Genomic DNA, 23,748 nt, shown 5'->3' with positions numbered 1-23,748 from the left:
CGTTGCCCGGGCCGTGTAAACATATGGTGATCGCATCAGACGATTCAATCGATCCGCCGGGCCGCCGCCTTCTCCATTGCCTTCGCGAGCTTGATGTCGTGATCCGTCAGACCGCCGGCATCATGCGTCGTCAGTTTGACGTCTACACGGGAATAGACATTGAACCATTCCGGGTGATGATTGAATTTCTCCGCCGAAAGCGCCGCCTCTGTCATGAAGCCGAAGGCCTCGACGAAATTGCGGAATTTGAACGTCTTCGAAATCGAAATGCGGTCGGCCGAAAGCGTCCAGCCGTCCAGTTCCTTCAGGCTTTCATCAATTGCGGTCGGCTCCAGCTTCTCGTATTTCATGGCAAGGTCACTCCTCTCTAGCGATTGAACGATATCATGGATCGTCAAAGGATTCTTTTTGTCTGCGCCGGCAACATCTGCCGATCGCCGCTTGCCGAAGGCATTTTCAGGCATCTGGCGACCGAAGCCGGTCGCTCCCTTGAATTCGAGATCGATTCGGCCGGCATCGGCGGCTGGCATCAAGGCGAGCGACCGGATCGCCGTTCGGTGGCCGTTGCCGCCGGCCACGGAATCGATATTTCCAGCCAGCGCGCCCGCCGCATCGCATCATCAGATTTCGGCAGGTTCGATCTGATCCTGGCAATGAATCAGGACAATTTAAAGAATCTGCGCAAGGTCGCGCCTGCCGATCTTCACGGCAAGCTGCACCTCTTCAACGCCCTCGCGCTTGGCAGCAACAAGGACATTCCCGACCCGTATTATGGTGGCCGCGATGATTTCGAGGCTGTTTACACCATGCTCTTGGCCGGCTGCAGCGCGCTGTTGCCCAGGGCCGGGAAGGCGCTGTGGGGTTCGTGAAGCGGAAATATCTCTTCGGTGAGATAGGGTCCGCCGCCAACCGATTCGCGCGATGACAGAAGCACGAAGCGCCCCACCGTGAACGGCTGGGTATAGAAGTTGCCGCGGCCGGAGAGGTAGTGCACGACATCGTCGACCCGCGAGGACTTCAACCTGGCGAGCGTGACGTGCGGCGTGAACTTGCGGGGATCGGACTGTAATCCGATGCGCTGGCAGATGCGCTCGATCTCGCCTTGCAGCGCGTACATGTCCGGTGTCTGCGAGACCCCGGCCCAGACCGAGTGCGGCTTCTTGGAACCGAAGGAGCCTATGCCCTCCAGACGAAGCTGAAATTCTGGGCGATCTATCCGGTCCAGCCGGTCGACGATCTCATCAGCCGTCCGACCATCGACATCGCCGATGAACCGAAGGGTGATGTGATAATTTTCAACGTCGATCCACCTGGCTCCGGGAAGACCACCGCGCAACAACGAGAGGCTCATGGCCGCGTTGCGCGGAATTTCGAGGGCGGTAAAAAGTCTCGGCATCACGAGCACTCCCCGAATCTCTTGCAGGTATAAGTAGGGAATCACGCATTTGCAGTCGGTGCAAGCACCTATTTCGCACCTGCGTCAATCATCCCTACGAAAGTGACAATAGCTGGCAGAATGCGCTCGACCATTACATCGACGCCCTTAGGATTCGGATGCATGCCGTCGGACAGCTGCAAATCCGCATGCGTGGCCACGCCGTCGAGGAAAAACGGATAGAGCGCGAGCTGATATTTGTCGGCCAGGCGCTTGTAGATCGGATTGAACTTCTCGGCATAATCCGCCCCCATGTTCGGCGGTGCCAGCATGCCGACGAGGAGAACCGGGATCTTTCGCTGCTTGAGCTGACCGATCATCGTTTCGAGATTCTTTTCCGTCTGTTCCGGTGGAATGCCGCGCAGGGCGTCATTGGCGCCGAGCTCGAGAATCACCCCGTCCGTGCCATCGGTCACGGACCAGTCCACGCGGGAAAGCCCGCCGGATGTCGTGTCGCCCGATACGCCGGCATCGGCGACAGCCACATCAAGCCCCTTGGCCTTCAGCGCCGCCTCCAGTTTGGCGGGAAAGCCGTCGCCCGGCGGCAGTTGATAACCGGCCATCAGGCTGTCGCCCAATCCGACGAGCTGGATGGTCCGCGCCTCGGCGGCATCCACAGCGCCAAACAAAAGACCGAAAGTGATGACAGCGAAGTGAAACGCAGCAACTTTAAAACTCATGATCAATTTCCTAAATTCGCTGTCCGGGCCAATTTGCGCCCGCCACTATCTCTGATGTTCTCTGATATATAGGGCGTTCGCATTGGCAAAAACCATCATCGAGCTGAAGAAGGCGGATTTGACGCTCGGCAGTGCTGCCGCCTCCGTCCATGTGCTGAAGGGCATCGACCTCACCGTCATGGAGGGCGAGGCCGTGGGTATCGTCGGCCCTTCCGGTTCCGGCAAGTCGACGCTGCTGATGGTGCTGGCCGGCCTCGAAAAGCTCGACAGCGGCGAATTGCTGATCCGCGACACGCCTCTGCATAGCCTGAGCGAAGACCGCATCGCCGATTTCCGCGGCCGCAATATCGGCATCGTCTTCCAATCCTTCCATCTCATCGCCAACATGACGGCGCTGGAAAACGTTGCCGTGCCTCTGGAACTCGCCAACAACAGAGACGCCTTCGACATCGCCCGGCGGGAGCTGCAGGCGGTCGGTTTGGGAGAGCGGCTCAATCACTATCCCGGCCAGCTTTCCGGCGGCGAGCAGCAGCGCGTGGCGATTGCCCGCGCACTTGCGCCCTCGCCTGCCGTCCTCATCGCCGACGAACCGACGGGCAATCTCGACACGGATACCGGCCGGCAGATTGCCGACCTGCTCTTTGCCCAGCAGGCCGAGCGCGGCACCACCATGCTGCTCGTCACCCACGACCCGGCGCTTGCCGCCCGCTGCTCGCGCCAGATCCGCGTACGATCAGGCGAAATCGAGAAGGATAGCGCTCCGTCGCGCGTCAATCAGGCGGCCATCGCATGAACATGGCGGGGATGCGCCTGACGCTCGCCTTCCGCCTTGCCTTGCGCGAACTGCGCGGCGGTCTTGGCGGCTTCTATATCTTCCTCGCCTGCATCGCGCTCGGCACCGGCGCCATCGCCGCCGTCAACTCCGTATCCCGCTCGATCACCGATGCCATCTCGACGCAGGGCCAGTCGCTTCTGGCCGGCGACGCCCGCTTCGAGCTGCGCAATCGCGAGGCAAGCCCTGAGGAACTGGCCTATCTCCAAGGCCTCGGCAAGCTCTCCCGCTCCACCAGCTTGCGTTCCATGTCCCGCCTGCCCGACGGCTCCGACCAGGCGCTGGTCGAGGTCAAGGCGGTCGATGACGCCTATCCGCTCTATGGCACCTTTCAAGCCGATCCCGATCAGCCGCTATCGACCCTGCTTGCCGTCAAGGATGGCGCCTATGGCGCCGTCGTCGCTCCCCTCCTGCTTGAGCGTTTGAACCTCAAGGTTGGCAGCGATCTGCTGCTGGGCAATACAAAGCTCCACATCACCGGCACCATCACGAATGAGCCGGATGCCGTCTCCGAAGGCTTCGGCTTCGCCCCCCGTCTGCTCACCAGCCGCGATGCCTTGGCCGCCTCCGGCCTGATCACCACTGGCAGCCTCGTCGAGCAGGCCTACAGGATCCGCATGGACGATCCCGCGACCGGGCTGCGCAACCTCGGCGATCGCGCCAATGCCGCCTTCCCGCAGGCCGGCTGGTCGATCCGCACCAGCAGCCGCGCCGCACCCGAGCTTGCCGACAACATCACCCGCTTCTCGCAGTTCCTGACATTGGTGGGATTGGCGGCTCTCATCGTCGGCGGCGTCGGCGTCGCCAATGCCGTGCGCGCCTTCCTCGATTCGAAGCGCACCACCATCGCCACCTTCAAATGCCTGGGCGCCCCGGCCTTCGTCGTGGTGCTGATCTATCTCATCCAGATTGCCGTCATTGCGCTCGCCGGTGTTGCCGTCGGCCTTGTCCTCGGCGCCATCGCGCCGCTGGTCGCCTCGCAATTCATGGCGGAATTCCTACCCATATCGACTGCACCGCGGCTCTATCCCGGCCCCTTGATGCTGGCGGCCCTCTTCGGCCTGCTGACGACGCTTGCCTTTGCCATTCCGCCGCTCGGCCACGCCCGCGAGGTGCCGGCGACGGCACTTTTCCGCGAACAGGGCTTTGAAGCGCGCCGCCTGCCCGGCTGGCCCTATCTGCTCGCCGCCGGCGTGCTGATGGCGGCTCTTGCGGCTCTCGCGATCGTCACCGCCTATGATCGCTTCATCGCCATCGTCTTCGTCGTCTCCATCGCCGCCGCCTTCGTCGTGCTGCGCGTGGTCGCCGCACTCCTCTCCTGGCTCGCCCGCCGCAGCCCGCGTGTGCGCTCGCCGGCCCTGCGGCTTGCGATCGGCAATATCCACCGGCCCGGCGCGCTCACGGGTTCCGTCGTGCTGTCGCTCGGCCTCGGCCTGGCGCTTCTGGTGACCCTGACGTTGATCGACGGCAACATGCGCCACGAGCTGACCGGACGCATGAGCGAAAAGGCGCCGAATTTCTTCTTCGTCGATATACAGGGACCGGAACTCGAGGGCTTCCGCAAGATCGTCCTCAACGAGGACCCCAAGGGCAAGCTCGTCGAGGCGCCGATGCTGCGCGGCCGGATCGTCGCCTTCAACGGCGAGGATGTCACGAAAATGAAGGTGCCGGCGGCCGGACAATGGGTGTTGCGCGGCGACCGCGGCATCACCTATGCCGAGACCTTGCCCGAAAACGCCGCCCTTACCGAAGGGCAGTGGTGGGACAAGGATTATAGCGGCGAGCCGCTGGTCTCCTTTTCCAACGATGAAGGCAAGGCGCTCGGCCTGAAGATCGGCGACAAGGTGACCGTCAATGTCCTCGGCCGCAACGTGACGGCAAAGATCGCCAGCTTCCGCAAGGTGCAATGGCAGTCGCTGTCGATCAACTTCGTGATGATCTTCTCGCCCAACACCTTCAAGGGAGCCCCGCATGCGTGGCTGGCAACCCTTACCGATGCCTCCGCCACCTCGGCGCAGGAGGCGGCGATCCTGAGGAAAGTCACCAACGCCTATCCGACCATCACCAGCGTCCGCGTCAAGGATGCCCTCGATGTCGTCAATACGCTTGTGGGACAGCTCGCCACCGCCATCCGCGCCGCCGCCTCGGTCGCGCTTATCGCGTCCGTGCTGGTGCTCGCCGGCGCGCTTGCCGCCGGCAATCGCGCCCGCACCCATGATGCGGTCATCCTCAAGACGCTCGGCGCGACGCGGGCAATGTTGATCCGTGCCTTCAGCTACGAATATCTGATCCTCGGTTCGGCAACCGCCGTCTTCGCGCTGATCGCCGGCTCCGTCTCCGCCTGGTACATCGTCAGCCGCATCATGCACCTGCCCTCGACCTTCATGCCCGATGTCGCTTTCTCCACGCTCATCATCGCCCTGGTGCTGACGGTCGGCATCGGTCTGATCGGCACCTGGCGCATCCTCGGCCAGAAGGCGGCGCCCGTTCTGCGCGAACTGTGAATCGCCTTCGCGGATTAACCGAACGCCGCGAAAGCCGCCCGATATTACGCCGATTTAACACGGCGCCAACAGCTAGACCCTTGTGTATAAGGCATGAAAGCCTCATATTCTGTGCAGGCATGCTGGAGCTCCGCAGCGGCGCCTGGGCCTGGAAGGCCCGACACCGTACTCACATCGGAGCTTAAAAGAGGAAAACATGGCTGACTTTCGCAACTACCAAAACCGGGCGCAGAGCGGTGCGCAATCCGGTGCGATGATAGACGAAGGCCTTCGAGCTTACATGCTCAAGGTCTATAACCTGATGGCGCTGGGTCTGGCGATCACGGGTGTTGCCGCCTATCTCTCCTTCACCCTCGCCTTCGCCAACGGACAGATCACGACCTTCGGTCAGGCGATCTATCTGAGCCCGCTGAAGTGGGTGGTGATCTTCGCTCCGCTGGCAATGGTCTTCTTCCTGAGCTTCAGGATCAACCGCATGAGCGTAGCCGCCGCGACGACGACCTTCTGGGTCTATGCCGCGCTGGTGGGCCTGTCGCTGTCGTCGATCTTCATCATCTACACCGGCCAGAGCGTCGTGCAAACCTTCTTCGTGACCGCCGCCTCCTTCGGCGCGCTGTCGCTCTTCGGCTACACGACGAAGCGTGATCTCTCTGCGATGGGCTCGTTCATGATGATGGGTCTCTTCGGCCTGATCATCGCCTCGCTCGTCAACATCTTCCTGGCTTCGTCCGCCTTGCAGTTCGCGATCTCCGTGATCGGCGTGCTGATCTTCGCAGGCCTCACCGCCTACGATACGCAGCGGATCAAGGAAATGTACTACACCGCCGACGATGCGACCGTGGCCGGCCGCAAGGCCATCATGGGCGCCCTGTCGCTCTACCTGGACTTCATCAACCTGTTCATGTTCCTGCTGCAGTTCATGGGCAACCGCCGCTAATTGCACGGTTTGAACAACTCATCGGAAAGGCGGCTTCGGCCGCCTTTTTTATTTGCCTGGCTGCCGGCTCTGCGATTTGATATCGACGTTCAAAATCCCAGATCAGGCAATAGAAGCACATGTCCGTCAGCCTTCGCAGCGCAACTCCAGACGACCTTCCGCACATCACCGCCATCTACCGCGATTCCGTCCTGAACGGCACGGCGAGCTACGAGATCACGCCGCCGAGCGATGAGGAGATGGCAGACCGCTTTCAGGCAATCCGGGAGAAGGGCTATCCCTACATCGTCGCCGAAGACGAGGGCGGCGCATTCCTCGGCTATGCCTATGCCTCGGCGTTCCGCACGCGGCCGGCCTATCGCTGGATGGTGGAGGATTCGATCTATCTTGCCCCGGAAGCCCGCGGGCGGGGCGTCGGCAGGCTGCTGCTGGACGCCTTGGTGGAGAGCTGCCAGACGCTCGGCTTCCGCCAGATGATCGCCGTCATCGGCGGAGCACATCCGGCCTCCGTCGCCGTGCATCGCGCCGCAGGCTTCACCGAGGTAGGGTTACTGAAGGGCACCGGCTACAAGCACGGACGATGGCTGGATACCATGCTGATGCAAAAGGCGTTGGGCGATGGTGCGGATACCGATCCGGATCCGTCGGTTTATCCTGGGACGTTGTTCGGCGGGTAGCACTATCCGTATGCCGAGCCTCTGATACCCCCTCGGTCACTTCGGGACAGAGGGGGCCGCACTATCCTCATGCCCCACCGTCAATTCAGGGAAACTATTTCTCCACCAGCTTCAATTGCTTGTCGAAAACCTTCAACACCTGGCTCAGGTCATGCCCGCGTTTCAGGATCATGCCGCTGGTGCTGACCACCGAGAAGGCGCCCTGCTTGGCGGCCAGCTTCGGGTTCTTTTCGATACGGAAGAGCGGCATCTCGCCGGAGCGTTTGAAGACGGAGAAAACCGCCTTGTCCTTGAGATGATCGATTGCGTAGTCCCGCCACTCGCCCTCGCCGACCATGCGGCCGTAGATCCACAAAATGGCGTCGAGCTCCCGGCGATGAAAGGTCACCGGTATCGGATCCCTGCTCTGTTTGTATTCCCTGAGATCAACAACGACGGAGGTGGTGGTATCGACGGAGCGGCTTTCGCTATGTCGCAAATCCGGCTGATCAGTCATCAATCCCCCAAGGGCTATCTCATGACAAGAGAATGACAGTTTGCCTCAGCCGCTTCAAATTGCAAGACACCTGGCCGCTCACAATTTCTTTTCGGCGCGGGAAAGCATCTTGGCAGCGCCGCATTTCAGTCAAAACGACGCCTAATTTACAAGAATTATAGTCAGCCGTTTGGCGCCGCCGCGCCAAACGGCCCGGCCGGGGCGCATCGATTAAACCCCAGCCCCGAATGCGTCCTCGCCGGGCACCTCCCCTTTTTGGCGGCAGCCAAAATAGGGACCTTTTTGGCACCAGCCGAAATAGGGAGCTTTTCGGCGCTAGCCGAAACGGAGAGCTTTCAGGCTGATGTGGGAAAAGCCACTCAGCCGTCCGAGCCGATCGTCAAGACAGTTGCCCCGATGATGGCGGCCGGATCACCCGAAGGCGTCGAAGCCTGCAGGAGAACGGCAAGCCCTTTCCTGCCGGCTTTATCAAGCACATTGGCGGGCAAGACGATGTTCATGGCCTTGCCATCCCACATGCCCACGGTTTCGACATCGGAGACCGCATGCATATAGGCAATCTGCTGGCCGTTGTTTTCGCCGCCCTTCGGAGCCACCATCTGTTCCTTGTCGAAATAGACGACGACCACATTGGCCTTGCCCTGGCCAGCACCGATCTTGATCTCAAGCTCGTCGCCCTTCGTGGCGGCATTCACCGGCACGATCAGCCCCTCGCCTCCACGCTGGAAGTCATCAAGCTTGACATTGATTGCGCCGAGGTCGGCACCATTCATATGATCCCGGCCATTGACGACGGCCTGGGGGGTATAGACCCCGCTCCGGCCCAGCGCGCGGGCATAGGCATATTGGCGCGCCGTATTGTCCTTGGACGCCATGGTGTCGCTCCAGCCGAGATAGTTCCAGTAGTCAACATGATAGGCGAGCGCCACAACGTCGCCCTGGCGGATCAGCTTGCGGAACGCCGCATCGGCGGGCGGACAGGAGGCGCAGCCCTGCGCGGTGAAAAGCTCGACCACGCCCTTGATCTTCGCAGCCTCCTGCGCATGCAGCGAACTTGCCAGCGCGATGCCTGCCAGAAGTGGAACCGAAAATCGAAGGCGCATTCCCTTGTACCTCTTTCTCAAATTCGAGAGTGTCTGCCCGTGCAGACCTCGAAACCGCTCACGCTCCCTGGGGCAGCCAAGTCCGTATCAAGCCCGAAAAATCTGAAACAAGAGATAATAGTTTAGCGCGATGACGCAAAGTCACGATGGGGTGAGGCAAAGGCCCGACAACGCGCGTCTCGTACACATCAGCGTGAAAAAAGACGCCGCCGGGAAACTTCCCCGGCGGCATGCAATCATGGCTTCAAAGCCTATCAGGCCTATCAGGCAGCGAGATCGCGCAGAACGGTCTGCAAGATGCCGCCATTGTTGACGTAGATGATCTCATCCAGCGTATCGATACGGCAGATGATCGGGATGTCGCGAACCGTGCCGTCGCCATAGGTGATCTTGGCGATCTTGCGCTCGCGCGGTTTGATATGTTCCAGGCCCTCGATCGAGACGATCTCGTCGCCCTTAAGGCCAAGGGTTGCCCAGGTGGTGCCCTCCTCGAAGACGAAGGGGATGACGCCCATGCCCACCAGGTTCGAGCGGTGGATGCGCTCGAAGGACTGGGCGATCACCGCGCGCGCGCCGAGCAGGTTGGTGCCCTTGGCAGCCCAGTCGCGCGACGAGCCGTTGCCGTATTCGACGCCGGCGAAGATGACGAGCGGAACGCCCTCGGCTTTGTACTGCATGGCCGCATCGTAGATCGAGGTCTCTTCCTTGGACGGATAGTGGATGGTGTAGCCACCCTCCTTGCCGTTCGGGCCGAGCATGTGGTTGCGGATGCGGATATTGGCGAAGGTGCCGCGCATCATCACTTCATGATTGCCGCGGCGCGTGCCGTACTGGTTGAAGTCGGCAACGCCGACGCCATGGTCGATGAGGTAGGAACCGGCCGGCGAGGCAGCCTTGATCGAACCGGCCGGGGAAATATGGTCGGTGGTGATCTTGTCGCCGAACAGGCCGAGAACGCGGGCGCCCTTGATGTCGGAAATGCCGGCGCCGGTCTTGCCCATGCCGACGAAGTAAGGCGGGTTCTGCACATAGGTCGAGTTGTCGTCCCAGGCATAGGTCTGGCCCGGAGGAACCTGCACGGCCTGCCAGTTGGCATCGCCCTTGAAGACGTCGGCGTACTTGGATTCATACAGTTCGCGGGTGACGTATTTCAGGATGAATTCCTGGATCTCGTGCGAGGTCGGCCAGATGTCCTTGAGATAGACCGGCTTGCCGTTCTGGTCTTCGCCGAGCGGCTCCTTGGTCAGATCGAGCTGCACCGAGCCGGCGAGCGCATAGGCGACGACGAGCGGCGGCGAGGCCAGGTAGTTTGCCTGGACATCAGGCGAAATGCGGCCTTCGAAGTTGCGATTGCCGGAGAGGACGCCTGATACGATCAGGCCCTTGTCGTTGATCGTCTTCGAGATCGGCGCCGGCAGCGGGCCGGAATTGCCGATGCAGGTGGTGCAGCCGAAGCCGACCAGATTGAAGCCGAGCTTGTCAAGATCGGCCTGCAGGCCGGACTTGGCGAGATATTCGCCGACGACCTGGCTTCCCGGTGCCAGCGAGGTCTTGACCCACGGCTTGGTCTTCAGGCCCTTGGCGACGGCGTTGCGGGCGAGAAGGCCGGCAGCGATCAGCACCGACGGGTTCGAGGTGTTGGTGCAGGACGTGATGGCGGCGATCGCAACGTCACCATGGCCGAGATCGAAGTCCGTGCCTTCCACCGCATAGCGGTTCGAAAGCTGGCCGGGCTTCTTGTATTCGGTGTCCAGGGAGGTAGCGAAGCCGGAGGCGATGTTTTCCAATGCGATACGGCCTTCCGGACGCTTCGGGCCGGCCATCGACGGCACGACGTCGCCGAGATCGAGCTCCAGCGTATCGGTGAAGACGAGATCGGCACCGTCATTGTCGCGCCACATGCCCTGCGCCTTGGAATAGGCTTCGACGAGCGCGATGCGGTCCTTGGCGCGGCCGGACATGTTGAGATAGTTCAGCGTTTCCTTGTCGACCGGGAAGAAGCCGCAGGTCGCGCCGTATTCCGGACCCATGTTGCCGATGGTGGCGCGGTCGGCGAGCGGCAGCGCGTCGAGGCCGGGGCCGAAGAATTCGACGAACTTGGAAACAACGCCCTTCTTGCGCAGCATCTGCACGACGGTCAGCACGAGGTCGGTCGCGGTGACGCCTTCCTTGAGCTTGCCGGTCAGCTTGAAGCCGATGACTTCTGGCAGCAGCATGGAGACCGGCTGGCCGAGCATGGCGGCTTCAGCCTCGATGCCGCCGACGCCCCAGCCGAGAACGCCGAGACCGTTGATCATGGTCGTGTGCGAATCGGTGCCGACGCAGGTGTCGGGATAAGCGATCGTTTCGCCGTCCTCTTCCTTCGTCCAGACGGTCTGGCCGAGATATTCGAGGTTGACCTGATGACAGATGCCGGTGCCGGGGGGAACGACGCGGAAGTTCTTGAACGCCTGCTGGCCCCACTTCAGGAAGCGGTAACGCTCGCCGTTGCGCTGATATTCAAGCTCGACGTTGCGGGCGAAAGCCTGCGGCGTGCCGAATTCATCGACGATGACGGAGTGGTCGATGACGAGGTCGACCGGAACGAGCGGGTTGATCTTTTCCGGATCGCCGCCGAGGGACACCATCGCGTCGCGCATGGCGGCAAGGTCGACAACGGCGGGGACGCCGGTGAAGTCCTGCATCAGCACGCGCGCCGGGCGATAGGCGATTTCATTCTCGACTGTGCCCTTGTTGGTCAGCCATTCGGCGACGGCAAGGATATGCTCCTTGGTGACCGACTGCCCGTCTTCAAAACGCAGCAGGTTTTCCAAAAGCACCTTCATGGAATAAGGCAGCTTGGAAACATCGGGCAGACCATTCGCTTCAGCCCTGGGCAGGCTGAAATAGATGTAGTCCTTCCCGTTCACGGTCAGCGTGGAACGACAATTGAAACTGTCAAGAGATTTAGACACGAGATACCCCGTTTCTGATAGCCAACACAGTCGTGCGAACGCCTATGCACTTTATGCACATCAGGATGCGGGTACGGCCATTTCCGCTGTCCGCACGTAAGGCAGAAAACCTTATGTTCGGCGCAAGGATGAAATTCACGCCGACCGCTGGCGTGGTTGCAGGTCTTATAGATAATTTCGTAAAGACTTGCCAGAGTGACAAGATGCAAATTTGGACAATTTTTTGCGCGTTGCGGCAACGAAAATAGGGAAAGCCTGAGCGAATGCATCTAAGCGCTGAAAATCTGGCGGCGAGGCGGGGCGAAGACCTGATTTTCTCGAACGTTTCCTTTGGCTTGGAGGGTGGTGACGCCCTCGTTCTGACCGGCCGCAACGGCTCTGGAAAGTCCACGCTTTTGCGCGTGGTCGCCGGTCTTCTAAGGCAGGAGAAGGGCCGCGTCACATTCACTGGTGCCGACGGCGATTCGGACCGCCTACCCGGCGAGGCCAGCCACTATCTCGGCCATCGCAATGCAATGAAATACGAGCTCACGGTAGCCGAAAACCTGACCTTCTGGAAAGCCTTCCTCGGCGATATGCCAGGCGGCGCCGGCCTCGGCATCGAGGCGGCGGCGGACGCTGTTGGACTTGCCGATATCACCCATCTCCCCTTCGGCTATCTCTCAGCCGGCCAACAACGGCGAATCGCTTTCGCCAAACTCCTGGTCGCCCATCGCCAGATCTGGATCCTCGATGAGCCGACAGCCGCGCTCGACACTTCGGCGGACCAGCTCTTCACCGATCTGATCTCGGCACATCAGAAGAAGGGCGGCATCGTCCTTGCGGCGACGCATCAGCCGCTGGGATTAAATAATGTGCGGGAAATGCGGATGACCGGATTTGCCGGGGTGAGTGAAGGGGTTTGGGGATGACGAGAACGACGATTTTCCTCTTCTCCCCTTGGAGAGAAGATGCCCGAAGGGCAGATGAGGGGGGCGAGGAGCGAAGCACAGAGCATCTTGAGCGGAAGCGAAAGATCAGACTTTTATGGAGAAGAAGCCCCCTCATCCGGCCCTTCGGGCCACCTTCTTCCCGAGGGGAGAAGGGGATTGGTGCCACATCATGACCGCCCTCTTCCTCCGCGATCTCAAACTCTCGGTGCGCGCCGGCGGCGGAGCCTTGATCGGCATACTCTTCTTCCTCACCGTCGTCGCCGTCATTCCCTTCGGCGTCGGCCCGGACCTGAAACTGTTGTCGCGAATCGGCCCGGCCATCGTCTGGATCGGCGCGCTGCTTGCCTGCCTGCTCGGGCTCGACCGTCTGTTTCAGGCCGAACGGGACGACGGCTCGCTCGATCTGCTCGTCATGCAGGAGACGCCGCTGGTCCTCACGGTTCTGGTCAAATGCGCCGCGCATTGGATAGCCACAGGCCTTCCGCTGGTCATTGCCTCGCCGCTGCTCGGTCTCTTTATGAATATGAGTGAAACGGCGATCGCCGCCACGGCCCTGACCTTGCTCGTCGGCTCGCCGGCGATCACCTTCATCGGCGCGGTAGGCGCAGCTGTTGCCGTGGCGCTGCCGCGCGGCGGCCTGCTGGTGTCGATCCTGGTGCTGCCGCTGGCCATCCCCGTGCTGATCTTCGGCGTCAGCGCGACCTATGCTGCCGTCGAGGGGCCGCAACCCTTCCTGCCGCCTTTCCTGATCCTGATCGCCCTCACCCTGTTCTTCGCCGTGCTCGGCCCGGCGGCTGCCGCCCTTGCCTTGCGGAACACGACGGATTGATCGCGATGAGATACTGTTTCGCCCATCTGAGACAATGCTGTCGATTGCCGGAAAAGCCATATCGGGTTAAACAAGCCGCATGAGCGATATCAGCCCTGCGATCAGCCGATTTTCCGACCTCGCCAACCCCACGCGGTTCCTGGCCTTTTCGGCGCGTCTCATTCCCTGGCTGGCAGCGATCTCGGCCATACTCTTTGCGATCGGCCTCTACCTCTCCTTCTCGACCGAGGGCGATTACCAGCAGGGCGACACCGTCCGCATCATGTATATTCACGTTCCGGCCGCCTGGCTTTCGATGATGTGCTACACGATCATGAGCATGTCGGCGATCGGCACGCTGGTCTGGCGTCATCCGCTCGCTGACGTCGCCGGCAAGACCGCCGCCCCGCTCGGCGCCGCCTTCACCCTGATCGCGCTCGTCACCGGCTCGCTGTGGGGCAAGCCGATGTGGGGCACCTATTGGGTCTGGGATGCGCGGCTGACCTCGGTCTTCATCCTGTTCCTGATGTATCTCGGCCTGATCGCGCTGAACCGCGCCATGGACGATCCGTCCAAAGCCGCGCGCGTCGCCGCCGTGCTGACCCTGGTCGGCTTCATCAACATTCCGATCATCAAGTTCTCGGTCGACTGGTGGAACACATTGCATCAGTCGGAAAGCATCATGCGTCTGGATGGCCCGGCCATCGACACCGCATTCCTCTGGCCGCTCTTCATCATGGCGCTGGCCTTCACCCTGCTGTTCTTCACCCTGCATCTGATGGCGATCCGCAACGAGATCTGGCGCCGCCGCATTGCCGCGCAGCGCCGTATCGCCGCACGCATGGCAAGCCGGGAGGAATAGCATGACCCATCCCTTCTACGTCTTCGGCTCCTATGGCTTTGCTGCCGTCATGATTCTCGCCATCATCGCCTGGACATGGATCGATGGACGCCTGCGTCGTCGCGAGCTGGCCGCACTCGAAGCATCAGGCATCCGCCGCCGTTCGCAGCGCGCGCCCGAAGGCGATGCGAAATGACCACCGATGCCGGCAACAAGGATCAGCCGAAATCGGGCGGCGGCACCGGGCGCTATCTGCTGGCGCTGATCCCGCTCATCGTCTTTGCCTGCATCGCACTTGCCGTCGGCAAGGTCATGTACGACCAGGAGGTTCATGGCACTGACATCTCCGCCATCCCCTCCGCGCTGATCGGCACGAAAGCGCCAAAGCTCGCTCTGCCGCCGCTCGAAGGCTCCAACCTGCCGGCGCTGACCGATGAGGCCATCAAGGGCAAGCTGACGCTTGTCAATGTCTTCGCCTCATGGTGCGTTCCGTGCCGGGACGAGCATCCGGTACTGAAGGAGCTCGCGAAAGACGGCCGGCTGAACATCGTCGCGATCAACTACAAAGACACGAGTGAGAACGCCCTGCGCTTCCTCGGTGAACTCGGCAATCCCTACAACGCCATCGGCATCGACCCCAACGGCTCCGCCGCCATCGACTGGGGCGTCTACGGCATCCCGGAATCCTACCTCGTCGCCCCCGACGGCACGATCCTCTACAAACAGGTCGGCCCGTTTACGCCGACGAGTTTGAAGGAAGGGCTCTATCCGGCCATAGCGAAGGCGCAGGGGAAGCCGGTATCCTGAACTCCTTCTTCCCTCGGGGGTCCGAAGGACGGGTTGAGACCTGCGGCTCAACCCCGGTCATGTGCCCGAAGGGCGGATGAGGGGGCCGAAAAGCAAAACAACAATGGCCTCAAGCGACAAGCGAACGGCAATTTCCCGGTAACGCCCCTCACCCGGCGACCCTTCGATAAACTCAGGATTGCCACCCTCTCCCCGTAGGGGCGAGGGGGAACAAGCTAAATCCCGCCCTGCCAGGTCTTGATCGCTTCGACCGGCCAGACGAGCATCAGCACGTTCAGCGTGAGATTGTCGCGGATCAGGTAACCCGTCAGCAGCTCGAAGAAGATGGCGATGGCGATCGTGACGATCACCGGCGCACGCCAGGCAAACAGGAAGCCAACCACCATGAACACCGCGTCCATCGCCGAATTCAGAATGCTGTCGCCAACATAATCGAGCGAGATCGTCGCGGCGCGGTAGCGGTTGATGATGATGGGCGAGTTCTCCAGCAGTTCCCAGCCGGATTCGATCAGCATGGCGACGAACAGGCGCATCGACAGCGGCTTAGTGCGCATAAGCAAATGCGTGAGCCCGAAGAACAGGAAGCCGTGAATGATGTGAGATGGCGTGTACCAATCGGCGATATGCTGCGAATTGCCGCTGGATTTCACGACGGGCTCGAAAAGCTTCACGTAACCGCAGGTGCAGATCGGCACGCGGCCCATCATATATTCCGCGACGATCTGCACGAGCAGGACAAGGGCGCAGGCGATGAACCAGAAGCTTTGCTGCCGGTAGCGGTTTTGCGCGTCGACTGCTTCGGTCATTTTCCGCTTTCCGCCGGCTGCTCGATCGTATGCTTCATGATCAGCGGCATTTGCGACAGCGTGAAGAGGATGGTGATCGGCATCGTTCCCCAGACCTTGAAGTTCACCCAGAGATTATCCGCGGCCTTGACGTCGGGCAGGTAATACCAATTCGACAAGCGCCAGACGACTTCGTTGAGCACGGCAAGAACCAGGAAGAAGAGACCCCAGCGAAGCGTGAGCTTGCGCCAGCCTTCGCTATCCAGCTGAAAGGCGGCGTTGAAAACGTAGCCGAGCAACGATTTTCCGAAAGCGAGCCCGCCAAGCAGGACAACACCGAACAGAGCGTTGACGATGGTCGGCTTCATCTTGATGAAGGTTTCATTCTGCAGGTAGATGCCGAGCGCACCGAAGACGAGGACGACGATGCCTGACACGAAGGGCATCAGCGGCAGATGGCCGAGCACAACCTTCGAGACGACGAGCGAGATCACCGTTGCCGCCATGAACAGGCCGGTGGCGACGAAGAGCGGCCCTCCCAGCGCGGACAGCGCCGGGAACTGCTGCGCCAACCAGTCGCCGCGCAGATTGCCGAAGAAGAACACCAGCAAAGGCCCGAGTTCCAGCACCAGCTTCAACAGCGGATGATGCTTGTCGGCGGCACTTGGGGTGAGTTCGTTATCGCTGGTCGTCATTGCGGCACTTTCGCTATCGTCGAATTTGTTCTTATCGTTCATTGGCTGCTTCCGGCACCTGTCCCTGCGATGGCGTTGGCGAAATCCTCGGCCTCGAACGGCTCGAGATCGTCTACACCCTCGCCGACGCCGATGAAATAGACCGGCAGCTTGTGCTTGGCCGAGATCGCCACAAGGATGCCGCCGCGCGCCGTGCCGTCAAGCTTAGTCATGATCAGGCCGTTGACGCCGGCAACGTTGCGGAAAATCTCCACCTGGTTCAGCGCGTTTTGGCCGGTGGTGGCATCCAGCGTCTGCAGCACGGTATGCGGCGCGTCCGGATCGAGCTTGCCGAGCACGCGCACGATCTTTTCGAGTTCGGCCATCAGCTCCGCCTTGTTCTGCAGGCGGCCGGCGGTATCGATGATCAGCACGTCGCTCTTGTTGGCCTTGGCCTGCTGGAAAGCATCGAAGGCTAGACCGGCCGCATCCGCGCCGATCTTGGTGCCGATGAATTCCGACTTGGTGCGCTCGGCCCAGATCTTCAGCTGCTCGATGGCAGCCGCGCGGAACGTGTCGCCGGCGGCAACCATGACCTTGAGCCCGGCGCCGGATAGCTTGGCCGCCAGCTTGCCGATGGTCGTCGTCTTGCCGGTGCCATTGACGCCGACGACGAGGATGACGTGCGGCTTGTGGCTGAGATCGAGCTGCAGCGGTTTGGCGACCGGCTTCAGCACCTTGGCGATTTCCTGCGCCATGATGCGGCCGACATCCTCGCTTGTCACGTCCTTGCCATAGCGCTCGGAGGCCAGCGTATCGGTCACCCGCATCGCCGTCTCGACGCCGAGATCGGCCTGGATCAGCAGATCCTCCAGATCCTGCAGCGTCTGGTCGTCGAGCTTGCGCTTGGTAAAGAGCGCGGCGATCTGGCCTGTCAGTTGCGAAGATGTGCGAGCAAGGCCGGCGCGCAGGCGCTGGAACCAGGAGAGCTTCTGCTTGAGGGCTTCGGGAGCGGGCTCGGGGATGCTGGAGGCCGTGGCGAAGCCTTTGGGGAGGATGGGGGCTGCGGCTGGGGTTTCGGTAGTTTCCGGCGACTGTTCCGAGTCCGTCTGAGCTTCGGTGCTTTCCGACGAGAGCTCCGAGCTAGCCGAAACTTCCTCACCCCCCTCTGTCTTTTCGGACATCTCCCCCACAGGGGTGGAGATCGGTTCTGGAGTGGTATCTTCCGCTACAGCATCAGCCTCAGCGTTTTTGGCTTGCTCCGGCTCGACAATTTCACTCTTACCAGCCTGCTCCGGAGCAACCGGCTCATGCGAAACAACCGCCTCTGCGGCCTTTTCAGCCAACTGTTCGTGCTCGACCGGCGCGGCATCCTCCAACCGATCTCCCCCCGCGTGGGGGAGATGTCCCGACGGGACAGAGGGGGGCGAGGTAGGTTCGGCCAACTCGGAAGCCGGCGAAACATCCGCGACAGGCGCTTCTTGCTCCGGAGCGGGCACGTCCGGTGCAATAACCTCCGCAGGCGCCTGTTCTTCCGCCGGCTTCTCACGGCCGAAGGTGAAGACTTTTTTAATGAAACCAAGCGCCATGAAGTATCCGTTGAAGCATTAGGCCGCGTTAGCGGCCAGAAGTTGCATGTCGAGGTGCTTGCCATTGTGGCCGGTGATTGCGACCTGCACAAGGTCGCGCGGGCGAAGGCCGGGGGCGGCGACAAGCGTGAAATTTTCGGTATGGGCCAACCCGTTATTCTCCACAAGCAGCCATTGTCTTGTTCCGACCATGCTGTCGAGATGGGTCTGGTGCAGTCTTTGTCCAGCCTCGCGCAGGCGGGCGGCGCGTTCCTTGATCAGGACGCGGTCGAGTTGCGGCATGCGGGCGGCTGGCGTGCCGGGGCGCGGGCTGTAAGGGAAAACATGCAGATGCGCGATCGCGGCCTGTTCGGCAAGGCCAACGGCATTGTCGAACATCTCTTCCGTCTCTGTGGGAAAACCGGCGATCATGTCGGCGCCGAAGCTCGTCTCGGGTCGCAGGCGGCGCACATCCTCGATGAACCGCATAGCGTCGGCGCGCGAGTGCCGCCGCTTCATCCGCTTCAAGATCATATCGTCGCCATGCTGCAGCGACAGATGCAGATGCGGCATGAAGCGCGGTTCGTCGGCGATAAGATCCATCAGGTGCCTGTCGGCCTCAATACTGTCGATCGAGGAGAGGCGCAGGCGGCGGATATCCGGGATCTGCTTCAGCAATGTCTTGGCAAGCAGGCCGAGCGTTGGCGTTCCGGGCAAATCAGCGCCGTAACTCGTGGCATCGACGCCGGTCAGCACGATCTCGCGATAACCGCTTTCAACCAAGTTACGGGCCTGATCGACGACCGCGCCCATCGGCACAGAGCGCGAATTGCCGCGGCCATAGGGGATGATGCAGAAGGTGCAGCGATGATCACAGCCGTTCTGCACCTGGATGAAGGCGCGCACATGGCCGTCGATATGGCGGATCATCTGCGGGGCGGTCGCCCGCACGCTCATGATATCGTTGACGCGGAGCTTCTCTTCTGCCGAAACGCCGAAATCCGGCAGCGCGCGATAGGAGGCGCTCTTCAGCTTCTCCTCGTTGCCGAGCACGGCATCCACTTCGGCCATTTCGGCAAAGATCTGCTTTTCCGTCTGCGCGGCACAGCCTGTCACGATGATGCGCGCATGCGGATTGTCGCGCCGCGCGCGGCGGATCGCCTGGCGTGCCTGACGCACGGCCTCGCCTGTTACGGCGCAGGTATTGACCAGGATGGCGTTGTTGAGCCCGGCTTTCTCCGCCTGCGACCTCATCACTTCGGATTCATAGGTGTTGAGACGACAGCCGAAGGTAATGACCTCGACCCCGCTCACCGCGCCTGAGCCCCCTGCTCCTGATCGCGCGTGAAGCTGCCCGTCACGGGATCGACCATACCGGACCACTCCCATTCGGCAGGACCGGTCATGACGACATGCTCGTCACTCTCTCGCCATTCGATAGTGAGTTGGCTCGGCGCAGGCGCGGAGGCGACGTCGATCGTCACCTTGCGGCCGGTGCGGCCGGTGCGAGCAGCGCTGACGGCGGCAGAACAGGCGGCGGAGCCGCAGGCCAGCGTCAGACCGGCGCCGCGCTCCCAGGTGCGGGTTCGCACCGTCGTCCGCGAAAGCACCTGCGCCAGCGTGATGTTGGCGCGCTCGGGAAACATCGGATGGTTTTCAAGCAGCGGCCCGAAGCGAGCGAGATCGAAGGACATCGGGTCCTTGTCGACCCAGAAGATCGCATGCGGATTGCCCATCGACATCACAGAGGGCGAATGCAGGACGGGATTGTCGATCGGCCCGATCTGGAGTTCGATATGGCGCGTGTCGGCGAATTCCTCGGCGAGCGGAATCTTGTCCCAATCGAATACCGGCTTGCCCATGTCGACCGATATCGTGCCGTCCTCGTGCTCGACGGCGTTCAGGATGCCGGCGACGGTCTGGAAGGTGAACACCTTCTTTCCGGTCTCGGCTGATAGCGCCTGCACGACGCAGCGCGTGCCGTTGCCACAAGCCTGTGCCTTGGTGCCGTCGGAGTTGAGGATATCGATCCAGGCGTCGGTTCCCTGCGCCTTCGGATCATGGATCGCCATGATCTGATCGAACTCAGTAGCAGGATCGGCATTGAGCGCAATCGCAGCCTCAGCCGTCACCACATCCTTGCGGCCGCGCATGTCGACGACCAGGATCTTGTTGCCAAGCCCGTTCATCCGCGCGAATTCGACCATATTGCTCATGGTGGTATGTCCGTCAGTGTTTTCGAGCTGTATATGGCGGAAATGCGGGGGAATTACCAGTGCCGTGATATTCGCTGCTCGTGGCCAGGCTCAGGCCGCGCTTGACGAACACAAACGACCGCTTCAACCTCGACAGAGAAGCGACAAAGCTGTCCCGCGATCCTGCTCTATGCGACCGATGTGGTTTGCTCGCGATCCGTCATGTGGTTTCTCAGATGCATCAGCGTCAGCTCGGTTCCCGGGTGGGGCAATTCGGTCGCCGCGGCACACCGGACTCCAAGGACGGCCGAAGCTCTCTGGTGTCGTAGACGGAGGCCGCGAAGGCGACTTCCAGCTGCCCGTGAAGCCCTGCATGCAAACAGTACCCACCTTCTTGCCGGCTTCTCGCACGATGAGGTCGCACCCTCGTGGCGCAATGATAGTTTGAAATCGCGCATATCCGGACATGGCGGAGCGCAGAGACTGTTTCTCCCACAACCCGTACATCCAATATCCCGCCTGCTCGCAGGGACGGCATCGCCATGGCGGATAAGTCGGCTCTCTGCCTGATCTCGGCAAAAGACCTTGCGGCGCTGAGCCTGGCGCGATTTATTTCGACAAAAATTTGCTCCAGTGTCGGATTGCAGAAGGTTTGCTCGTCCTAGGATCGTCCACTCCGTCAATTCAGAAGGATCATGACCATGCCGAATACCATTCGCCTGCACCGCGTCCTGGCAACCAGCCCGGAAAAGGTCTATCGCGCATTCCTCGAAGCGGACGCGCTCGCCAAGTGGCTTCCCCCCAATGGCTTTACCTGCAGCGTGCATCACTTCGAACCGACAGTCGGCGGTACGTTCAAGATGTCGTTCCGCAACTTTACGACGGGCAAAAGCCATGCCTTCGGCGGCGAATATGTCGAGCTCATTCCCGGCGAACGCCTGCGCTACACCGACAGGTTCGACGACCCCAACCTGCCCGGCGAAATGGACGTGACCGTGACCTTGAAAAAGGTCCTGGTCGGGACAGAGGTGAATATAACCCAGGCGGGCGTGCCGGACGTCATCCCGCCTGAAGCCTGCTATCTCGGCTGGCAGGAATCACTGCGAAACCTGGCAAAGCTCGTCGAGCCAGAGATCAATCAGTAAGCTCGGCACCCACAAGGCTTCTGCACGCAACTCCTTCTCCCCGAGGGGAGAAGGAGTTTTCGGTGCGAACAGGCGGCGCCCCTTCAAACAACCGGCACGTCGAACACTTCCCCCGCCCTCAGCGGTCGAAACCGGTCCGGCTCCACGCCTTCGGCCTTCAGCGCCGCATCCAACGCGTGAACGGGCTCATCGATCCCCTCGTCCGTCAGCTGGAAGGTCGCGAAATGATGCCCGGCGACATAAGCGGCGTTGCAGAGCTTCATGCCCTTGACCGCCTCTACAGGGTTCTGGTGCTGGCCCTTCATGAACCAGCGCGGCTCATAGGCGCCGAAAGGCAGAATGGCGAGGCGGAAGCCGCCATGTTTCTGCCTGACAGCCTCATAGTTGATGCCATCGTGAAAGCCTGTGTCGCCGACATGGTAGATCCTGCCAGCCGGCGTCGTCAGCACGAAAGCGGCCCAAAGGGCCATGCGCCGGTCGCCCATGCCCCGCGCCGACCAGTGATGGCAGGGCTCGACATCGATGGTCACCCCGCCATTGACAGCGATGCGATCGCCCCAATCGACCACGACGATTTCGGCGTCGGGCACGGCCCGGCGGATAATCGTATCGTTGCCGAGCGGCGTAACGATCTTCGGCCGCTGGCGCGCCTGCAGGCTCGCCAGCGTGACGAGATCGAGGTGGTCATAGTGGTTGTGCGAGACCAGCACGAGGTCGATGGGCGGCAGATCCTCGAAGCGGATGCCGGGCGGCACCACGCGTTTCGGCCCGATCGAGCGGAACGGACTGACGCGTTCGGACCAGACCGGATCCGTCAGCATGTTCAGGCCGGCGATCTGCACCAGCATCGACGCATGCCCGACCATGGTCACCCGCATTTGATCGCCGAACACATGCCGGTCTGGCTTTGCCGAGGGAAAGGCGCTGATGACCGGATTGGGCCAGCGCACCCGGCCGCCCGCGAACTGCCATTTCAGCAGATCAAGCGGACTTCCCGGCCCGACACCGCCGGGATTGAAGAAGCGCAGACCATCGAAATGGTCGGAAGCCGGGCCTTGATAATAGGGATTCTTTTTCTTGCCGGAGCCGGATGCGCTTGTCATGGCTTGTCCGCTCCTCGCTCACCCATCATTTCCCCTTCGTCAGGCAAGCCAGCCTTCGCCAGCCACTCCTCGACCTCGCGCGCCGTCAGCGTTCGTTCAAGCACGACATTGGCCGGCATAACGAAAAGCTGCGGCGTAAAGAAGCTCGTGTCCCACAGCGCAGCACCTTCGACAGGAGGCGAAAGCAGGATGACCTGCGTGCCATCGATGCGGGTAATGGTATCGACGGATGCCTCGCCCGATATCTCCACAGTGCCAGACTGATTAGGTTGCACCGTTTCATAGCGCCACCATGGCTCGTCGTTACCGTTCTCCACCACCGTTACGCAACGCGCCATGTCGATGATGAACCTGTTTGGCGAGCGGCCGCCTGGCAGGGTCTCCCCGAAAGCCGCCTGGATCAGCGTGAAGAGATGAAAGCAGTTGACGATATTCTCATAGCGCAGGCGGAAGCCTCGACGGCTCGGCACATGCAGGACAAGCAAGAGGTCGCTGCGGCTCAGAAGCATATGGCGCACCCAAGCCGCACCCGGCGTATAATCCTGCAGCTCGGCGAGCTGCGCCATCAGGCTGGTATCACCGGCGGCAAGCGCACGCTCCTTCGGCATCGCCGCGAGGTGCGAGACGACCGACTGACCGAGCAACTGGAAAGCTTCGAGCAGCTGCTGTTGCCGCGGGCTCAGCTCCTTGCGGCCGGCAAAGCCGCGATGGATCTGCGGCAGCCAGGTCGTAAAAAGCTCCCACACGGCGGGACCGCTACGCTCCACCGAACCCCCGGTCTCGACCACGGTACCCAGCATATTCGCCAGGATCGCGGCACCGGGAGGCGGCAGGCTGCGCAACTCGCGCGCTGCCCGCGTGACGATTTTCGGCTGCACCTTGGCGTCGGCATAGAAGGCCTGCGCCGCGGCGTTGAACCGCGCGTCGACCCGGCCGCCGGCATAGCTGCGGCACGCGGCAAGAAGATTGGTCAGGGCTGCATCGTTCATTCAGTTCTGTCTCGGGGAAACATGATTTGGCGGGGATCAATACAATAACTAGAGGAGCCTATTGGCGGTAAAACGACGTTCATATAGCGATATTGGGCATGCATCCCAGGCATTTCCACCGCCTCGGGTTGACTTTGGCGGCCTTTTCCTGTTTATCGCCCGCAATCTGCGACGAGCACAAGCCTCCGAGCCACCGACCGGGACCCATAAAGGTATAAAGAGATCCCGGAGGTCAACACCCGACAGCGCGACGCGCCCTCGGGTGCTTTTTGGCTTTGCGTCT

24 protein-coding genes are annotated in these 23,748 nt (G+C 61.4%); 11 read left to right on the top strand and 13 right to left on the bottom strand.

Annotated features, from left to right (window positions below; all coding sequences use genetic code 11):
* Positions 1–44 precede the first annotated feature (44 nt).
* Positions 45–350 (bottom strand): 4a-hydroxytetrahydrobiopterin dehydratase, encoded by a 306-nt coding sequence (locus tag GA0061101_RS05340; protein WP_092573185.1) that lies wholly within the window; start codon positions 348–350, stop codon positions 45–47.
* Positions 351–386: 36 nt separating this feature from the next.
* Between GA0061101_RS05340 and GA0061101_RS05335 the strand changes: the two genes are divergently transcribed.
* Positions 387–869 carry a low molecular weight protein-tyrosine-phosphatase gene (locus GA0061101_RS05335; protein WP_092573184.1) on the top strand — a complete coding sequence of 161 codons (483 nt, stop codon included), beginning with the start codon at positions 387–389 and terminating at the stop codon, positions 867–869.
* On the opposite strand, the gene thpR is transcribed toward GA0061101_RS05335, so the two are convergent.
* Complete coding sequence (gene thpR, locus GA0061101_RS05330) at positions 800–1,396, bottom strand: RNA 2',3'-cyclic phosphodiesterase (protein ID WP_092573183.1); 597 nt, start codon at positions 1,394–1,396, stop codon at positions 800–802. The two genes, GA0061101_RS05335 and thpR, sit on opposite strands and share 70 nt — an antisense overlap.
* A gap of 68 nt (positions 1,397–1,464) precedes the next feature.
* The gene (locus GA0061101_RS05325) at positions 1,465–2,115 is read right to left on the bottom strand and encodes an arylesterase (RefSeq protein ID WP_092573182.1); all 651 of its coding nucleotides are present in this window, start codon (positions 2,113–2,115) and stop codon (positions 1,465–1,467) included.
* An 82-nt stretch (positions 2,116–2,197) separates the two neighbouring features.
* On the opposite strand from GA0061101_RS05325, the gene GA0061101_RS05320 reads away from it, so the two are divergent.
* The 4 genes from GA0061101_RS05320 to GA0061101_RS05305 all read left to right on the top strand — a co-directional run bounded on the left by GA0061101_RS05320 (position 2,198) and on the right by GA0061101_RS05305 (position 7,065).
* Entirely contained in the window at positions 2,198–2,908 is a 711-nt protein-coding gene (locus GA0061101_RS05320) for an ABC transporter ATP-binding protein (protein ID WP_047553670.1), read from the top strand.
* Positions 2,905–5,451: an ABC transporter permease gene (locus GA0061101_RS05315; RefSeq protein WP_092573181.1), complete on the top strand. Its 2,547-nt coding sequence runs from the start codon at positions 2,905–2,907 to the stop codon at positions 5,449–5,451. The genes GA0061101_RS05320 and GA0061101_RS05315 overlap by 4 nt, the downstream gene beginning before the upstream one ends.
* A 196-nt stretch (positions 5,452–5,647) precedes the next feature.
* Entirely contained in the window at positions 5,648–6,388 is a 741-nt protein-coding gene (locus tag GA0061101_RS05310; RefSeq protein ID WP_037196856.1) for a Bax inhibitor-1/YccA family protein, read from the top strand.
* A gap of 119 nt (positions 6,389–6,507) precedes the next feature.
* Complete coding sequence (locus tag GA0061101_RS05305; protein WP_037196857.1) at positions 6,508–7,065, top strand: GNAT family N-acetyltransferase; 558 nt, start codon at positions 6,508–6,510, stop codon at positions 7,063–7,065.
* A 94-nt stretch (positions 7,066–7,159) separates the two neighbouring features.
* Here GA0061101_RS05305 and GA0061101_RS05300 read toward each other — a convergent pair whose 3' ends face one another.
* The 3 genes from GA0061101_RS05300 to acnA form a co-directional block, all read right to left on the bottom strand.
* The gene (locus GA0061101_RS05300; RefSeq protein WP_037196858.1) at positions 7,160–7,561 is read right to left on the bottom strand and encodes a DUF2794 domain-containing protein; all 402 of its coding nucleotides are present in this window, start codon (positions 7,559–7,561) and stop codon (positions 7,160–7,162) included.
* Positions 7,562–7,920: 359 nt separating this feature from the next.
* Positions 7,921–8,664, bottom strand: coding sequence for a DUF1223 domain-containing protein (locus tag GA0061101_RS05295; protein ID WP_037196859.1), 744 nt, complete (start codon positions 8,662–8,664; stop codon positions 7,921–7,923).
* Between the two features lie 263 nt (positions 8,665–8,927).
* On the bottom strand, positions 8,928–11,618 hold the full coding sequence (gene acnA, locus GA0061101_RS05290; RefSeq protein WP_092573180.1) for an aconitate hydratase AcnA: 2,691 nt from the start codon (positions 11,616–11,618) through the stop codon (positions 8,928–8,930).
* Positions 11,619–11,881: 263 nt separating this feature from the next.
* Here acnA and ccmA point away from each other — a divergent pair, with 263 nt between their 5' ends.
* The 5 genes from ccmA (at position 11,882) to GA0061101_RS05265 (ending at position 15,006) form a co-directional block, all read left to right on the top strand.
* Positions 11,882–12,529, top strand: coding sequence for a heme ABC exporter ATP-binding protein CcmA (ccmA, locus tag GA0061101_RS05285; RefSeq protein WP_092573179.1), 648 nt, complete (start codon positions 11,882–11,884; stop codon positions 12,527–12,529).
* Between the two features lie 190 nt (positions 12,530–12,719).
* On the top strand, positions 12,720–13,379 hold the full coding sequence (ccmB, locus tag GA0061101_RS05280) for a heme exporter protein CcmB (protein ID WP_037196862.1): 660 nt from the start codon (positions 12,720–12,722) through the stop codon (positions 13,377–13,379).
* A gap of 79 nt (positions 13,380–13,458) precedes the next feature.
* Positions 13,459–14,220, top strand: coding sequence for a heme ABC transporter permease (locus GA0061101_RS05275; protein ID WP_037196864.1), 762 nt, complete (start codon positions 13,459–13,461; stop codon positions 14,218–14,220).
* A gap of 1 nt (position 14,221) precedes the next feature.
* Positions 14,222–14,395, top strand: coding sequence for a heme exporter protein CcmD (ccmD, locus tag GA0061101_RS05270; RefSeq protein WP_037196865.1), 174 nt, complete (start codon positions 14,222–14,224; stop codon positions 14,393–14,395).
* Positions 14,392–15,006, top strand: a complete 615-nt coding sequence (locus tag GA0061101_RS05265; protein WP_037196867.1) for a DsbE family thiol:disulfide interchange protein — start codon at positions 14,392–14,394, stop codon at positions 15,004–15,006. Before ccmD ends, GA0061101_RS05265 begins: the two co-directional genes overlap by 4 nt.
* A 215-nt stretch (positions 15,007–15,221) precedes the next feature.
* On the opposite strand, the gene GA0061101_RS05260 is transcribed toward GA0061101_RS05265, so the two are convergent.
* Genes GA0061101_RS05260 through dapF form a run of 5 tightly spaced genes read right to left on the bottom strand, consistent with a single transcriptional unit; the run spans position 15,222 to position 20,249 of the window.
* On the bottom strand, positions 15,222–15,812 hold the full coding sequence (locus tag GA0061101_RS05260; protein ID WP_092573178.1) for a DUF2585 domain-containing protein: 591 nt from the start codon (positions 15,810–15,812) through the stop codon (positions 15,222–15,224).
* Positions 15,809–16,486 (bottom strand): septation protein A, encoded by a 678-nt coding sequence (locus tag GA0061101_RS05255; RefSeq protein ID WP_376774248.1) that lies wholly within the window; start codon positions 16,484–16,486, stop codon positions 15,809–15,811. Before GA0061101_RS05255 ends, GA0061101_RS05260 begins: the two co-directional genes overlap by 4 nt.
* 38 nt (positions 16,487–16,524) lie before the next feature.
* Positions 16,525–18,054, bottom strand: coding sequence for a signal recognition particle-docking protein FtsY (ftsY, locus tag GA0061101_RS05250; protein ID WP_092573177.1), 1,530 nt, complete (start codon positions 18,052–18,054; stop codon positions 16,525–16,527).
* Between the two features lie 18 nt (positions 18,055–18,072).
* Positions 18,073–19,347: a tRNA (N(6)-L-threonylcarbamoyladenosine(37)-C(2))-methylthiotransferase MtaB gene (gene mtaB / locus GA0061101_RS05245; RefSeq protein ID WP_037196874.1), complete on the bottom strand. Its 1,275-nt coding sequence runs from the start codon at positions 19,345–19,347 to the stop codon at positions 18,073–18,075.
* Complete coding sequence (dapF, locus tag GA0061101_RS05240; RefSeq protein WP_037196876.1) at positions 19,344–20,249, bottom strand: diaminopimelate epimerase; 906 nt, start codon at positions 20,247–20,249, stop codon at positions 19,344–19,346. Before dapF ends, mtaB begins: the two co-directional genes overlap by 4 nt.
* Positions 20,250–20,929: 680 nt before the next feature.
* On the opposite strand from dapF, the gene GA0061101_RS05235 reads away from it, so the two are divergent.
* Positions 20,930–21,373 (top strand): SRPBCC family protein, encoded by a 444-nt coding sequence (locus GA0061101_RS05235; RefSeq protein ID WP_037196878.1) that lies wholly within the window; start codon positions 20,930–20,932, stop codon positions 21,371–21,373.
* Between the two features lie 83 nt (positions 21,374–21,456).
* On the opposite strand, the gene GA0061101_RS05230 is transcribed toward GA0061101_RS05235, so the two are convergent.
* Positions 21,457–22,476 carry an MBL fold metallo-hydrolase gene (locus tag GA0061101_RS05230; protein ID WP_092573175.1) on the bottom strand — a complete coding sequence of 340 codons (1,020 nt, stop codon included), beginning with the start codon at positions 22,474–22,476 and terminating at the stop codon, positions 21,457–21,459.
* Positions 22,473–23,465, bottom strand: coding sequence for a hypothetical protein (locus GA0061101_RS05225; RefSeq protein ID WP_092573174.1), 993 nt, complete (start codon positions 23,463–23,465; stop codon positions 22,473–22,475). The genes GA0061101_RS05230 and GA0061101_RS05225 overlap by 4 nt, the downstream gene beginning before the upstream one ends.
* Positions 23,466–23,748 lie beyond the last annotated feature (283 nt).

The organism is Martinezella lusitana (genome assembly GCF_900094565.1).
Classification (GTDB): domain Bacteria; phylum Pseudomonadota; class Alphaproteobacteria; order Rhizobiales; family Rhizobiaceae; genus Rhizobium; species Rhizobium lusitanum.
This window is presented reverse-complemented; position numbering and strand designations above follow the sequence as displayed.